The 12,640-nt window shown below is 62.3% G+C and carries 12 protein-coding genes; 6 read left to right on the forward strand and 6 right to left on the reverse strand.

The window, feature by feature from the left end; all coding sequences use genetic code 11:
• The first annotated feature begins 113 nt into the window (after positions 1–113).
• From ACN9MO_RS16175 to ACN9MO_RS16190, 4 genes are read left to right on the forward strand one after another with little or no spacing between them, the layout of a single operon-like run.
• Positions 114–1,019: a metal ABC transporter substrate-binding protein gene (locus ACN9MO_RS16175; RefSeq protein ID WP_112995700.1), complete on the forward strand. Its 906-nt coding sequence runs from the start codon at positions 114–116 to the stop codon at positions 1,017–1,019.
• Entirely contained in the window at positions 1,016–1,951 is a 936-nt protein-coding gene (locus ACN9MO_RS16180; protein ID WP_058321745.1) for a manganese/iron ABC transporter ATP-binding protein, read from the forward strand. Before ACN9MO_RS16175 ends, ACN9MO_RS16180 begins: the two co-directional genes overlap by 4 nt.
• Positions 1,948–2,808 carry a metal ABC transporter permease gene (locus tag ACN9MO_RS16185; RefSeq protein WP_057255029.1) on the forward strand — a complete coding sequence of 287 codons (861 nt, stop codon included), beginning with the start codon at positions 1,948–1,950 and terminating at the stop codon, positions 2,806–2,808. Before ACN9MO_RS16180 ends, ACN9MO_RS16185 begins: the two co-directional genes overlap by 4 nt.
• Positions 2,805–3,653, forward strand: a complete 849-nt coding sequence (locus ACN9MO_RS16190; RefSeq protein ID WP_112995699.1) for a metal ABC transporter permease — start codon at positions 2,805–2,807, stop codon at positions 3,651–3,653. Before ACN9MO_RS16185 ends, ACN9MO_RS16190 begins: the two co-directional genes overlap by 4 nt.
• 39 nt (positions 3,654–3,692) lie before the next feature.
• Here ACN9MO_RS16190 and ACN9MO_RS16195 read toward each other — a convergent pair whose 3' ends face one another.
• Together ACN9MO_RS16195 and ACN9MO_RS16200 are read right to left on the reverse strand one after the other, a co-directional pair.
• On the reverse strand, positions 3,693–4,442 hold the full coding sequence (locus ACN9MO_RS16195; RefSeq protein WP_112995718.1) for a F0F1 ATP synthase subunit A: 750 nt from the start codon (positions 4,440–4,442) through the stop codon (positions 3,693–3,695).
• 432 nt (positions 4,443–4,874) lie between these two features.
• On the reverse strand, positions 4,875–5,780 hold the full coding sequence (locus ACN9MO_RS16200) for an aminoglycoside phosphotransferase family protein (RefSeq protein ID WP_112995717.1): 906 nt from the start codon (positions 5,778–5,780) through the stop codon (positions 4,875–4,877).
• 277 nt (positions 5,781–6,057) lie between these two features.
• On the opposite strand from ACN9MO_RS16200, the gene ACN9MO_RS16205 reads away from it, so the two are divergent.
• Positions 6,058–6,984: a DUF6030 family protein gene (locus ACN9MO_RS16205; RefSeq protein ID WP_255571356.1), complete on the forward strand. Its 927-nt coding sequence runs from the start codon at positions 6,058–6,060 to the stop codon at positions 6,982–6,984.
• A 36-nt stretch (positions 6,985–7,020) separates the two neighbouring features.
• Here the strand turns inward: ACN9MO_RS16205 and ACN9MO_RS16210 are convergent, their stop codons facing one another.
• Entirely contained in the window at positions 7,021–7,452 is a 432-nt protein-coding gene (locus ACN9MO_RS16210; RefSeq protein WP_057255025.1) for an Lrp/AsnC family transcriptional regulator, read from the reverse strand.
• Between the two features lie 125 nt (positions 7,453–7,577).
• On the opposite strand from ACN9MO_RS16210, the gene ACN9MO_RS16215 reads away from it, so the two are divergent.
• Positions 7,578–8,681 (forward strand): saccharopine dehydrogenase family protein, encoded by a 1,104-nt coding sequence (locus ACN9MO_RS16215; RefSeq protein WP_057255024.1) that lies wholly within the window; start codon positions 7,578–7,580, stop codon positions 8,679–8,681.
• A 223-nt stretch (positions 8,682–8,904) separates the two neighbouring features.
• Here ACN9MO_RS16215 and ACN9MO_RS16220 read toward each other — a convergent pair whose 3' ends face one another.
• The 3 genes from ACN9MO_RS16220 to atpD all read right to left on the reverse strand — a co-directional run bounded on the left by ACN9MO_RS16220 (position 8,905) and on the right by atpD (position 12,625).
• The gene (locus tag ACN9MO_RS16220) at positions 8,905–10,332 is read right to left on the reverse strand and encodes a mannose-1-phosphate guanylyltransferase/mannose-6-phosphate isomerase (RefSeq protein ID WP_112995698.1); all 1,428 of its coding nucleotides are present in this window, start codon (positions 10,330–10,332) and stop codon (positions 8,905–8,907) included.
• A 254-nt stretch (positions 10,333–10,586) separates the two neighbouring features.
• Complete coding sequence (locus ACN9MO_RS16225) at positions 10,587–10,988, reverse strand: F0F1 ATP synthase subunit epsilon (RefSeq protein WP_057255102.1); 402 nt, start codon at positions 10,986–10,988, stop codon at positions 10,587–10,589.
• A 119-nt stretch (positions 10,989–11,107) separates the two neighbouring features.
• Positions 11,108–12,625: a F0F1 ATP synthase subunit beta gene (gene atpD, locus ACN9MO_RS16230; RefSeq protein WP_093233134.1), complete on the reverse strand. Its 1,518-nt coding sequence runs from the start codon at positions 12,623–12,625 to the stop codon at positions 11,108–11,110.
• Positions 12,626–12,640: the final 15 nt, after the last annotated feature.

Below are 12,640 nucleotides of genomic sequence, written 5' to 3' on the forward strand. Positions count from 1 at the left end.
ACTAGCCAAGGGCATTGGTTTTGAAAATAGCTAGTTGCGAATGCTTCGCATTTGCATTGACTTATGCAAATCATTCCCCTACTCCTGTTGATGTCAACATCTGGGAGTAGCGAATGATCGATCAGACGAAGCGCGCGATCCTGGCAGCGGCAGCTGCCCTGGCAGCCATCGCGCTCTTTCCCGGCGCCGGCTCAGCGCAGGAGAAATTCAAGGCAGTGACGACCTTCACGGTCATTGCCGACATGGCGAAGAACGTCGCGGGCGACGCCGCAATCGTCGAATCGATCACCAAACCGGGTGCCGAGATCCACAACTACCAGCCGACCCCGCGCGACATCCTGAAGGCGCACGACGCCAAGCTGATCCTGTGGAACGGTCTGAACCTGGAACTCTGGTTCGAGAAGTTCTTCCAGAACTTTGATGACGTCCCCGGTGCCGTCGTCTCGACCGGCGTCGAGCCCATGGGGATTGCCGAAGGCCCCTACAGCGGAAAGCCCAATCCGCATGCCTGGATGTCGCCATCGGCAGCCCTCATCTATGTCGACAACATTCGCGACGCCTTCGTGAAGTACGATCCCGCCAATGCCGAGACCTACAAGGCGAATGCCGAGGCCTATAAGCAGAAGATCGAGGCGACCATCGCGCCGATCCGCGCCGAGATCGCCAAGATCCCCGAAGACAAGCGCTGGTTGGTTTCGAGCGAAGGCGCCTTCAGCTACCTGATCCGCGATTTCGGCATGAAGGAACTCTACCTCTGGCCGATCAATGCCGACCAACAGGGTACCCCGCAACAGGTCCGCAAGGTCATCGACGCCGTCAGGGCCAACCACATTCCGGTCGTCTTTTCCGAAAGCACGATCTCGCCCGATCCGGCTGAGCAGGTGGCGCGCGAAACCGGTGCAAAATACGGTGGCGTGCTCTACGTTGATTCCTTGAGCGAGGCGGACGGTCCGGTTCCCACCTATATCGATCTGCTGCGCGTCACATCGGAAACCATCGCCAAGGGGCTTTCGCAATGAACCTTCAGGTGAAGCCCCGCTCCGGCCCCGTGCCGGCGTCCGGCGAACAGGGCAGCGGCATCCGTGTCTCTGGCGCGACAGTCACCTACCGCAACGGCCTGCGGGCCCTGCGCGACGCGACCTTCGAGATCCCGACGGGCACGATCACCGCGCTCGTCGGCGTCAACGGCAGCGGCAAGTCGACACTCTTCAAGGCGATCATGGGCTTTGCCCGGCTCTCGCGCGGCGAGATCTCGATCCTTGGCCGTTCGGTTCCGGAAGCGCTCAAGAAGAACCTCGTCGCCTATGTGCCGCAGGCCGAGGAGGTCGACTGGAACTTCCCGGTCCTGGTCGAGGACGTCGTCATGATGGGCCGCTACGGCCACATGAACATGCTGCGCATCCCGAAGACGGCGGATCATGAGGCGGTCGAGGCAGCGCTTGCGCGCGTCGGCATGAGCGACTATCGCAAGCGCCAGATCGGTGAACTCTCCGGCGGCCAGAAGAAGCGCGTCTTCCTGGCGCGCGCGCTCGCCCAGGATGGCAAGGTCATCCTGCTCGACGAACCGTTCACCGGCGTCGACGTCAAGACCGAGGACGCGATCATTCGCCTCCTGATCGGCCTGCGTGACGAGGGCCGGGTCATGCTGGTTTCCACCCACAATCTCGGCAGTGTGCCGGAATTCTGCGACCGCACCGTGCTCCTCAAGAACACCGTGCTCGCCTATGGCCCGACGGAAACCACCTTCACCCGCGAAAACCTGGAACTCGCCTTCGGCGGCGTTCTCCGGCACTTCGTGCTCGGCGGCGAAAACCTGCATGACGATGCCGATCCGCGGCAGCTCGCCGTCATCACCGACGACGAGCGCCCGCTCGTCATGTATGGCGACAAGGATCGGATGGTGGCGCAGCCGGCAAAACCCGAGACCAACGGGGAACCGAACGGCAAATGATCGCCACGCTCCTGGAACCCTTCACCTATGGCTACATGGTCAATGCCATGTGGGTGAGCGCGCTGGTCGGCGCCGTCTGCGCCTTCCTCTCCTCCTATCTGATGCTCAAGGGCTGGTCGCTGATCGGTGATGCCCTCTCGCATTCGATCGTCCCGGGGGTCGCCGGCGCCTATATGCTGGGCCTGCCCTTCTCGCTCGGCGCCTTCTTCTCCGGCTCGCTTGCCGCCGGCGCCATGTTGTTTCTCAACCAGCGCACAAGGCTCAAGGAAGACACGATCATCGGCCTGATCTTCACCTCCTTCTTCGGCCTCGGGCTTTTCATGGTCTCGCTGTCGCCGACATCGGTGAATATTCAGACCATCGTGCTCGGCAACATCCTGGCGATCACGCCCGCCGACACACTGCAGCTCGCGATCATCGGCATCGTCTCGCTGGTCATTCTGACAGCGAAGTGGAAGGACCTGATGGTGACCTTCTTCGATGAGAGCCACGCCCGCTCGATCGGCATTCCCACCACCTTCCTCAAGGTGCTGTTCTTCACCCTGCTCTCGGCCTGTACGGTCGCAGCACTGCAGACCGTCGGCGCTTTCCTTGTCATCGCCATGGTGGTGACGCCTGGCGCGACCGCTTACCTGCTCACGGATCGCTTTCCGCGGCTGATCCTGATCAGCGTCGCCATCGGTGCGCTGACGAGCTTCTTCGGCGCCTATTTCAGCTACTTCCTCGACGGTGCCACCGGCGGCATCATCATCGTGCTGCAGACACTCATCTTCCTGACGGCCTTCGTCTTGGCCCCGAAGCACGGGCTGCTCGCCGCGCGCAGGCGCAGCGCCGAACCGATGGAGGCTGCCCGATGATCTCGCTCGACATGCTGCTTGCGGTCTTCGAATTCGAGTTCATGCGCAACGCGCTTCTGATCTCGGTGCTGGTGGCGATCCCGACCGCCATGCTCTCCTGTTTCCTGGTGCTGAAGGGCTGGTCGCTGATGGGCGACGCGATCTCGCATGCGGTCTTCCCCGGCATCGTCATCTCCTACATCGTCGGCCTGCCGCTTGCCGTCGGCGCCTTTGCCGCCGGCATGTCCTGCGCGCTTTTGACCGGCTATCTCAAGGAAAACAGCCGCATCAAGCAGGATACGGTGATGGGCGTGGTCTTCTCCGGCATGTTCGGCTTCGGGCTGGTGCTCTACACCAAGATCCAGAGCGACGTGCACCTCGACCACATCCTCTTCGGCGACATGCTCGGCATCGGCTGGCGCGACATCGCCGAGACCGGCGTGATCGCCTTGGTCGCCACCGGTATTCTCGCCGTCAAATGGCGCGATTTCCTGCTGCACGCCTTCGATCCCGCCCAGGCCAAAGCCGTCGGTCTTCCGGTTAACTGGTTGCACTATGGGCTGCTCGCGATCCTGTCGCTGACGATCGTCGGCGCGCTGAAGGCGGTGGGGCTGATCCTTGCCATCGCCATGCTGATCGCACCCGGCGCCATCGCCTTCCTGGTCACCCGCACCATGGGCGCCATGCTCATCGTCGCCGTGATCATCGCGATGACGGCCTCCTTCTGCGGCGTCTATCTCTCCTTCTTCATCGACAGCGCGCCGGCGCCGACCATCGTGCTCCTGATGACCGTGATGTTCCTGATCGCCTTTGCCTGGACCTCCTGGCGGACCTACCGGAACGAAGCGCGGCGGGCGATCGAATGACAAAGAGGCTCCCGGTGCAGGGAGCCTCATCGCCTGTTCTCAGTGGCTCGGATGGAGCGCGTCGTTGAGATACATGCAGGTCAGCATGGTGAAGATATAGGCCTGGATGAGCGCCATCAGCAGTTCGAGCCCGGTCAGCGCCACCGTCATCAGCAGCGGCATGACCGCGGCCAGGATCCCGAGCGCCCCAAAGCCGCTGAGGCCCACGACGAAACCGGCGAAAACCTTGAGCGTGATGTGGCCGGCCAGCATGACCGCGAATAGACGAACCGAGTGGCTGACGGGACGCGAGAGGTAGGAGACCACCTCGATCGGGATGATGATCGGCGCCAGAATCAACGGCACGCCCGCCGGCATGAACAGCCTGAGGAAGCCGAAGCCGTGCCGGTAAAGGCCATAGAGCGTGACCGTCAGGAACACCAGCATGGCCAGCGCGAAGGTGACCGCGATATGGCTCGTCACCGTGAAGGCATAGGGGAACATGCCGATCAGGTTGGCGGTGAGGATGAACACGAAAAGCGAGAAGACCAGCGGGAAGAAGCGCATGCCCTTCTCGCCGGCATTGTCGCGCAGCGTCTTTGCCGCAAACTCATAGAGGATCTCTGCCGCCGACTGCGCCCGGTTCGGCACGAGGCCGCGTCTTCCCGTTGACAGGATCAGGAACAGACTGGCGATCGCCACCGTCAGCACCATATAGGCGGCCGAGTTGGTAAAGCTGATCTGGTGACAGCCGATCTCGGCGATCGGTAGGAGTGACTTGATCTCAAATTGTTCGATGGGTCCGGCTATCATCAACCTCATGTGTTGGCGGAGACGCATCGGCGGCGCGCGTCGGCGGCCGCCGGCGCGTCAATGTGTTGGATAAGCGATCGGCGGCCGAGGCCGTCCCACGAAGCGATTGCTTCCGATGGAATGACTAGAGCGCCGCGCGTTCAACTGAACGCGCAAAGGACGCTCTAGCACTTTGATTCTAGAGCATCTTTCCGCCTCCAGTGACTCCACTTGAGAGCGGGATGCTCTAGGCTGCTCAATAAAGGGAAAGGTCGCGCGGACGTGCCGCGAGCTTTGGGGCTGCATGATGCGATCGACTCCAAGTATCTCGGTCGAGATACTGGGGCCGTCCCCAGGCGAAGCACCGACGCGGGTCGTCCCGCGTGCGCCTGAGCTAGAGGCAATTTGCAGCGGGGTCAAGCTGGCTTGCGCCCGATCGTGGCTCGGGCGCTAGCCGAAGCGGCGATGATCCGCAAGCACGTCTTCGATCACCGTGAGCTGCTTTGCCTTCTCGCTTGCGGACGCGCCGGTCATGCCGGCAAGCACGATCAGCGCCTTCCACAGGGTCCAGCCACGCCCGCACGCCCAGGCACCGCGATCGAGTGCCATGCCATCACGGAAGACCTCGCGGCTCTCGCCGTGGAAGAACGTCCAGGCTATCGCCAGATCGCAGGCGGGGTCGCCGACACCCGAGGTGCCGAAATCGATGACCGCGCTCAAGCGACCTTGCTCGACCAAAAGGTTGCCCCAGGCGATGTCGCCGTGAAACCAGACGGGGGCCCCCTCGAATGGCGCAGCAAGGGCCGCTTCCCAGACCTCTCTGGCCGCCGCCGTGTCGACCTGTCCCTCAAGCAGTGCGAGCGCCTGGCGCGTCTGCTCGTCATAGAAGGCAGGCGGACCGCCGCGGTGGAAATTGTGGTCGCCAGGCAAGGGCCCACCCGCGGCATCCGCCTGCCGCAAGGCGCGCAGAAACCGCGTGAGATCCTTCGCCACTTGCCCGAGATCTGCGACCCGCTCCACGGCCAACGTTTCCCCCTGACGCCAGCGGTAGACCGACCAGGGCCAGGGAAAGCCTTCTCCCGGCATGCCCTTGGCCAGCGGCACGGGAATGGGCAGCGGCAATTGGGGAGCCAGCCGCGGCAGCCAGCGGTGCTCCTTATCCACTTGCAGCACATAGTGCTCGGCGCTCGGCAGGCGCACGGTCATCCGCTCGCCGAGCCGGAAGCTCCTGTTGTCCCAGCCGCCGGGCTCGATCGGACGCACCGCAAGATCCGACCACTGCGGAAACTGTGTCGCGATCAGCCGCCGTACCAGCGACGCATCGATCACAAGCTCGGCTGAATTCGGGTTTGCCATGACGTATTCCATTCGATGTTTGCGTCCAGCAAGCTATGTGATCGCCCCCGGATTTCAACTTCCTAGTTCACGGTAATTCTCGTTCAGCGGCGCGTTGTGTTGAGACGTGACAGTGGCTTGCCGATATCGGCGGTTGCATATTGCGACCGCGACGGATTTCGGGGATGAAGAAGGCCTAGACCCGTTGATAACTTGAGATCATGGAAGCCCGGCCGACCGATCACCTTTTGCTGGAGGTACCGCGCCTCATCGCGCCCCGCCGGGCAGGCGGGACCGCATGAGCACGCCCCGTGGCAAGACGCCGGCTCCAAAGCCTGCCGGTCGGACGGGACTGCGCTTCTTTCTCGTCGCTCTCATCCTGATCGTCACCGCCATTCTCGCGACGGCCCTGCTTGCCAACGAACAGCGCAACCTCAAGAAAGTTCTCGTGGCATTGGGTCTGCCGACGACCTTCCTGGCGAAGAGCAAGCCCTCCGAATCGACGGCCGAGAAGCCGGCAAGGCGCGAACCGCCACGCATCGCCCTGCCCGCCTGGACCTTCCAGGATCTGCAGACGCCGGAGCAGCAGTTCCTGCGCGTCATCCGCAGCGATCCCAAGGCGCTCTGCGACGAGTTGCGCGACGCCGGCTTTCGCGAACTCGAATGGAAAGCCGGTGCCGGTGAGCGTGCCCAATGGGAATGTTCGTCACTCGTCTCCTTCCCGCGTCCGGGCGAGGACAAGCCCTCATCGATCTTCATCTTCGTCAAAGGCAGCGGCGAGGAGGAAATCACCTCCTTCCGCGTCAAGCTCAACATCGAGCGACCGGAGGACCGCCAGGCCGTGACCACGGCAGCGGCGCGGGCAGCGGCGGTGTTCCTCGACCACGTGCGCTGGGCCGATGCCGCAAGCGTCACCCTGCAAATCCAGGCGCTGAAGGAATTCGATCTCAAGCGTTTCGGCAGCCGCATCCAGTTCAAGCGCGAGTCCGACGAGGTGACGCCGCGCTTTAACTTCCTTGCCAACCAGCCGCCGCGCGCGCGGCCGAAGAGCATTGCCGAGCTTTACTTCGACCGGAGCAAATGGCTCGCCTATGGCGATGCCGGACTGCGTAGCTTCGTCAAGGGCCCGACAGACTGGAACGTGCCGGCAAAAGTGCCGAATGGGAAGGAGCCAGCGACGGACGCCACATCAGGCGAGAAGCCCTCCGCGGGGCATGCGCCATGACGATCCCGTCACTCGCTGACTTAGGAAAGCAACGGCCTACCGATCGATCCGGGTCGAAAGGATAATCGAAGAAAGCGTCCGGTCGACGCCGTCGATCTCGCCAATGCGATCGATCAGAAGATCGAGTTCGCTGATCGACGTCGCCGCGACCACCGCGATAAGATCGAAACTGCCGCTGACAGAATGCAGCGTCTGGATTTCACGGATGGCACTGAGTTCGGGGGTCACGCGGCTCAGCGCCCGCGGCGCGATGGTGATCAGCACATGCGCCTTGACCAGCCCCTTCTCGTAGCTCTCCGACAGGCGCACGCCATAGCCGGCGATGATTCCCTCGCGCTCCAACCGCTCGATCCTCGCCTGCACTGTCGTGCGCGACAGGCCGAGCCGGCGCGCGATCGTCGCCGTCGGCATGCGGGCATTTTCGCTGAGGACGGCGAGGAGCTCTCGATCCTTATCCGTGATTTGCATTTCGTCGGTCCGGTTGGGCAATCTGCCGAATATCTATAGGCGATTTAGTCGTTTCAGCGCTTCAAATCAACAACCCCTCCCACGACAATAGGGGCACACACAGTTCTCATGCCCTGGGGGAAAGAATGAAGAATATCGTCGTCATCGGAGCAGGCAAGATCGGCTCCACCATCGCTCGCATGCTCGCCCATACCGGCGACTACAGCGTCTGCGTCGCCGACCGCAGCGCCGAGCAGCTGGAGCAGGTGGAAAAGCACGCTGCTATCACGACCGCGACGGTCGATATCGCCGACAAGAAGCAGCTCGTCGCTCTTCTGTCGGGCAAGTTTGCCGTCCTCAGCGCCGCTCCGTTCCACCTGACGGTCGCCATCGCCGAAGCCGCTGCTGAAGCCGGCATCCACTACCTGGACCTGACCGAAGACGTCGAATCCACTCGCCAGGTCAAGGCGATCGCCGCCAAGGCGAACACCGCCTTCATCCCGCAGTGCGGCCTCGCACCGGGCTTCATCTCGATCGTCGCCAACGATCTCGCCAGCCACTTTGAGACGCTGGAAAGCGTGCGCATGCGCGTTGGCGCCCTGCCGCAGTACCCGTCGAACGCGCTCAACTACAATCTTACCTGGAGCACCGACGGCGTTATCAACGAATATATCGAGCCCTGCGAAGCGATCGTCGAAAACAACCTCATCGAAGTGCCGGCCATGGAAGAGCGCGAAGAATTCTCGCTCGACGGCGTCACCTATGAAGCCTTCAACACCTCGGGCGGTCTCGGCACCCTCTGCGAAACGCTGAAGGGCAAGGTTCGCACGCTCAACTACAAGACGATCCGCTATCCGGGCCATGCCGCCATCATGAAGGCGCTCCTCAACGACCTCGGCCTGCGCCACCGCCGCGAAGTCCTCAAGGACATCTTCGAGAACGCCCTGCCGACCACCACCCAGGACGTCGTCGTGATCTTCGTTACGGTTTCGGGCTTCCGCAGCGGCCGCCTGATCCAGGAAACCTACGCCAACAAGGTCTATAGCGGCGTCGTTGCCGGCCGCATGCAGAGCGGTATCCAGATCACCACGGCAGGCAGCATCTGCGCCGTGCTCGATCTGCTCGCCGAAGGCAAGATCGCCTCGAAGGGCTTCGTTCGCCAGGAAGACATCAGCCTCGACACCTTCCTCGCAAACCGCTTCGGCCACTACTACGCTCAGAAGGGCGAAACCGAGCGCGTCGCCGGCTGATCCATCAGCTATAAGCGTGCCGAATTTGGAGCGGGACAGCCCTCCCGCTCTCACCTACGCAAAGCCCGGGTCTTGGCCCGGGCTTTTTTCGTGTCGTCCGATCATTCGGGCCTGCGGCGCAGTCTCATCAGACGCGCAAAGGTCGCTAGCACTTTGATTTGCTGCAGGTCTTCGTCCTTAAATCGAGGCCGATTCAAGGAGACATGCAGTAAGGGATTACCCCTTAGCTTCGGCCGAATTCGTCCTCGATACGGATGATGTCGTCTTCGCCGAGATAGGAGCCGGTGCGCACCTCAATCAGTTCCAGCGGGATTTTGCCCGGGTTGTGAAGCCGATGCACGATCCCCGGCGGAATATAGACCGACTCATTCTCGTGCAGCATTCGCGTTTCCCCGGACATCGTGATCTCCGCCGTGCCGCGCACCACGATCCAATGTTCCGCCCGATGATGATGCTTCTGCAGTGAGATCTTCTTGCCGGGGTTCACGCGCAGACGTTTGACGGCAAAGCGTTCTCCGTCCGAAATGGCCGCGACCGCCCCCCAGGGGCGATAGGACGTCGGGTGTATCTCGGTCAGCGCCGCCGTCTGTGGCGACTTCGCCAGCGTCTTGACGATGGAACCGACGCTCTGGCTATCGGCCAGCCGTCCGACATAGACGGCATCCTCGCCGGCAATGACGGCGACATCGTCCAGCCCTTGAACTGCAAGGTGAATGTCGCGCGACAGGACCAGCGAATTGCGCGTGTTCGACACCGTGGCCTTGTCGGTGACGACATTGCCGTCGCCGTCCTTTTCTCCCGTCTTCCAGACGGCGTCCCAGCTGCCGAGATCGGACCAGAGGAAGGAAGACGGCACCACGGCTGCCCGCTCGGTCTTTTCGAAGACCGCATAATCGACTGAAATATCAGGCGCGGCCGCGAAGCTCTCGGCATTCAGCCGCGTGAAGTCGAGATCCTTCTGAGCCCCGTCGACCGCGAGCTTCGTCGCTTCCCAGACTTGGGGCGCGTGGCGCTTCATCTCATCAAGAAAGGGTTTTACCGGCAGCATGAACATGCCGGAGTTCCAGAGGTAGCGCCCGGTCTCGAGCATTGCCTCGGCTTTGGCGCGGTCCGGCTTCTCGACGAACCGCGCCACACGGTTCGTGCCAGCCGTCAGTTCTTCGCCGCGCTCGATGTAGCCGTAGCCGGTCGCCGGTTCCGTCGGCGTGATGCCGAAGGTCACCAGTTCTCCGTGGCGGGCGGCCTGGTGCGCCCTGAGTATGCAATCCCTGTAGACCTCGCCGGCATCGATCTCATGGTCAGAAGCAAGCACCTGCATGACCGCACCCTTGCCGTAACGGCTGAGTACCTGGAAAGCCGCGGCAGTCAGCGCCGGCGCTGTGTTGCGTGCAACCGGCTCAAGGAGGATGTCGCCCAGATGTACGTCGATCGCCCGCGCCTGCTCCGCGACGATGAAGCGAAAGTCGCTGTTGGTGACGATGATGGCCGGCTCGAACTGGCCGGCGTCGCGCACGCGCTCCAGCGTCTGCTGGAACAGTGAACGATCGGAAAGGATCTGCAGGAATTGCTTCGGAGCGGCGGCGCGAGAGAGCGGCCACAAACGGGTGCCGCGCCCGCCCGCCATGATCACCGGAACAATCTTTGACGTCATGCCGGCGCCTCTTCTTCTTTGAGCTGAACTTTCAGGGACCAATAAAGGGCTTCTGATGAAGAATAGCTAAAGCGCCGATCCGGGCAAGCCATTCACCGACGCGAAGGCTAATACTGATGAGGAAGGGTATACGGTTGTCCGCCCGCATCCCGCTCCACTTAAGCGAAGCGTCACGGCAAAGAACTCGCGATCAACAAAAAACCCCGCACGAAGGCGGGGCTTTCGGATTTGCATTACCCTTCCGGGTGTCCCTTTCAGGCCGGGATCACGATCTCGCCGAGCTTCGTCAGTTCGGCGACGAACTGCTCGAGACGGGTCTTCTTCTCGTCGCCGGCGCCTTCCAGCTCGGCACGAACCGCATCGATGCGGTTTTCAAGAACCGTACGGTCGAGTTCGTCGACGTGGACGGCGGACTCGGCCAAAAGCGTGCAGCCGGTCGGCAGGATGTCGGCAAAGCCGCCGAACACAGCAAAGCGCTCGGTCTTGCCGTCCGCCGTCTTCACCGTGACCACGCCGGGCTTGACCGTCGTCATCGTCGGAGCGTGATTGGCCATCACGGTCATCTCGCCCTCGGTCGCCGGAATGACGACTTCCGTCACCTTTTCGGAGAGGAGCAGGCGCTCGGGGGAAACAAGCTCAAAGTTGAAATCGGCCATGACCATTCACTTCTCGTGGGCGCGCCACCTAAAAGGCGGCTGTGCATGTCTTCCCTGCCTTCTGATAAGGCAGGATGAAAGCCTCGGCGCTTGGATCGCGCCGAGGCTTAACAGTGCAATCAAGCGGCTTCAGCAGCCAGCTTCTTGGCCTTTTCGACCGCTTCTTCGATCGAGCCGACCATGTAGAAGGCAGCTTCCGGCAGGTGGTCGTATTCGCCGTTGACCAGGCCCTTGAAGCCCTTGATCGTGTCTTCGAGAGCGACGAGCTTGCCCGGCGAACCCGTGAAGACTTCGGCGACGAAGAACGGCTGCGACAGGAAGCGTTCGATCTTACGAGCGCGGGCAACGGCGATCTTGTCTTCTTCAGACAGTTCGTCCATGCCGAGGATGGCGATGATGTCCTGGAGCGACTTGTAGCGCTGCAGGGTCGTCTGCACCTTACGCGACACTTCGTAGTGCTCCTCGCCGACGATCATCGGGTCGAGCATGCGCGACGTGGAGTCGAGCGGGTCAACGGCCGGGTAGATGCCCTTTTCGGCGATCGAGCGCGACAGAACCGTCGTTGCGTCCAGGTGGGCGAACGAGGTAGCCGGCGCCGGGTCGGTCAAGTCGTCGGCCGGAACGTAAATGGCCTGAACCGAGGTGATCGAACCCTTGGTCGTCGTGGTGATGCGTTCCTGCATCTGACCCATGTCGGTCGCCAGCGTCGGCTGGTAACCCACGGCCGAAGGAATACGGCCGAGCAGAGCCGACACTTCGGAACCTGCCTGGGTGAAGCGGAAGATGTTGTCGACGAAGAACAGAACGTCCTGGCCCTTGTCGCGGAAGTCTTCAGCGATCGTGAGGCCCGTCAGAGCGACGCGAGCGCGGGCGCCCGGCGGTTCGTTCATCTGGCCGTAAACGAGCGCAGCCTTGGAGCCTGCGCCGCCGCCATGCTTGTTAACGCCGGACTCGATCATTTCGTGGTAGAGGTCGTTGCCTTCGCGGGTGCGTTCACCCACGCCTGCAAACACCGAGTAACCACCGTGCGCCTTGGCGACGTTGTTGATCAGTTCCATGATGAGAACGGTCTTGCCGACGCCTGCACCACCGAAGAGGCCGATCTTGCCGCCCTTTGCGTAAGGCGCGAGAAGGTCGACGACCTTGATGCCGGTGACAAGGATCTGTGCTTCCGTCGACTGCTCGACGTAGGACGGCGCATCCTGGTGGATCGCGCGCTTGCCCGAGGTAACGAGCGGACCGGCTTCGTCGACCGGCTCGCCGATGACGTTCATGATGCGGCCGAGCGTTTCGTCGCCAACCGGAACCGTGATCGGCGCACCGGTGTCGGTGACCGGCTGGCCGCGCACGAGACCTTCGGTCGAGTCCATGGCGATCGTGCGGACGGAGTTTTCGCCGAGGTGCTGAGCGACTTCGAGAACGAGGCGGTTACCGTGGTTGTCGGTCTCCAGCGCGTTCAGGATCTGCGGAAGCTGGCCTTCTTCGAACACGACGTCAACGACGGCGCCGATGACCTGCGTTACGCGACCGACAGCGCCGGTTGCGGCAACTGCTGCGGTCTTGGCGGAAGCTGCCTTCCTCGGTGCAGCGGGCTTCTTCTCCACTGCGGTTTCTTTCGGGGTAGCTGCCTTAGCCATAATCCTTACCCTCTT

It is taken from the genome of Ensifer sp. R-19 (assembly GCF_049905105.1).
Lineage (GTDB): Bacteria > Pseudomonadota > Alphaproteobacteria > Rhizobiales > Rhizobiaceae > Ensifer.

Bases quoted from the DNA above. Each gene is read 5' to 3' on its own strand.
- ACN9MO_RS16190 (WP_112995699.1), top strand. From the start codon at position 2,805: ATGATCTCGCTCGACATGCTGCTTGCGGTCTTCGAATTCGAGTTCATG.
- ACN9MO_RS16210 (WP_057255025.1), bottom strand. From the start codon at position 7,452: ATGCAAATCACGGATAAGGATCGAGAGCTCCTCGCCGTCCTCAGCGAA.
- ACN9MO_RS16185 (WP_057255029.1), top strand. From the start codon at position 1,948: ATGATCGCCACGCTCCTGGAACCCTTCACCTATGGCTACATGGTCAAT.
- ACN9MO_RS16225 (WP_057255102.1), bottom strand. From the start codon at position 10,988: ATGGCCGATTTCAACTTTGAGCTTGTTTCCCCCGAGCGCCTGCTCCTC.
- atpD (WP_093233134.1), bottom strand. From the start codon at position 12,625: ATGGCTAAGGCAGCTACCCCGAAAGAAACCGCAGTGGAGAAGAAGCCC.
- ACN9MO_RS16205 (WP_255571356.1), top strand. From the start codon at position 6,058: ATGAGCACGCCCCGTGGCAAGACGCCGGCTCCAAAGCCTGCCGGTCGG.
- ACN9MO_RS16200 (WP_112995717.1), bottom strand. From the start codon at position 5,780: ATGGCAAACCCGAATTCAGCCGAGCTTGTGATCGATGCGTCGCTGGTA.
- ACN9MO_RS16175 (WP_112995700.1), top strand. From the start codon at position 114: ATGATCGATCAGACGAAGCGCGCGATCCTGGCAGCGGCAGCTGCCCTG.
- ACN9MO_RS16180 (WP_058321745.1), top strand. From the start codon at position 1,016: ATGAACCTTCAGGTGAAGCCCCGCTCCGGCCCCGTGCCGGCGTCCGGC.
- ACN9MO_RS16215 (WP_057255024.1), top strand. From the start codon at position 7,578: ATGAAGAATATCGTCGTCATCGGAGCAGGCAAGATCGGCTCCACCATC.
- ACN9MO_RS16220 (WP_112995698.1), bottom strand. From the start codon at position 10,332: ATGACGTCAAAGATTGTTCCGGTGATCATGGCGGGCGGGCGCGGCACC.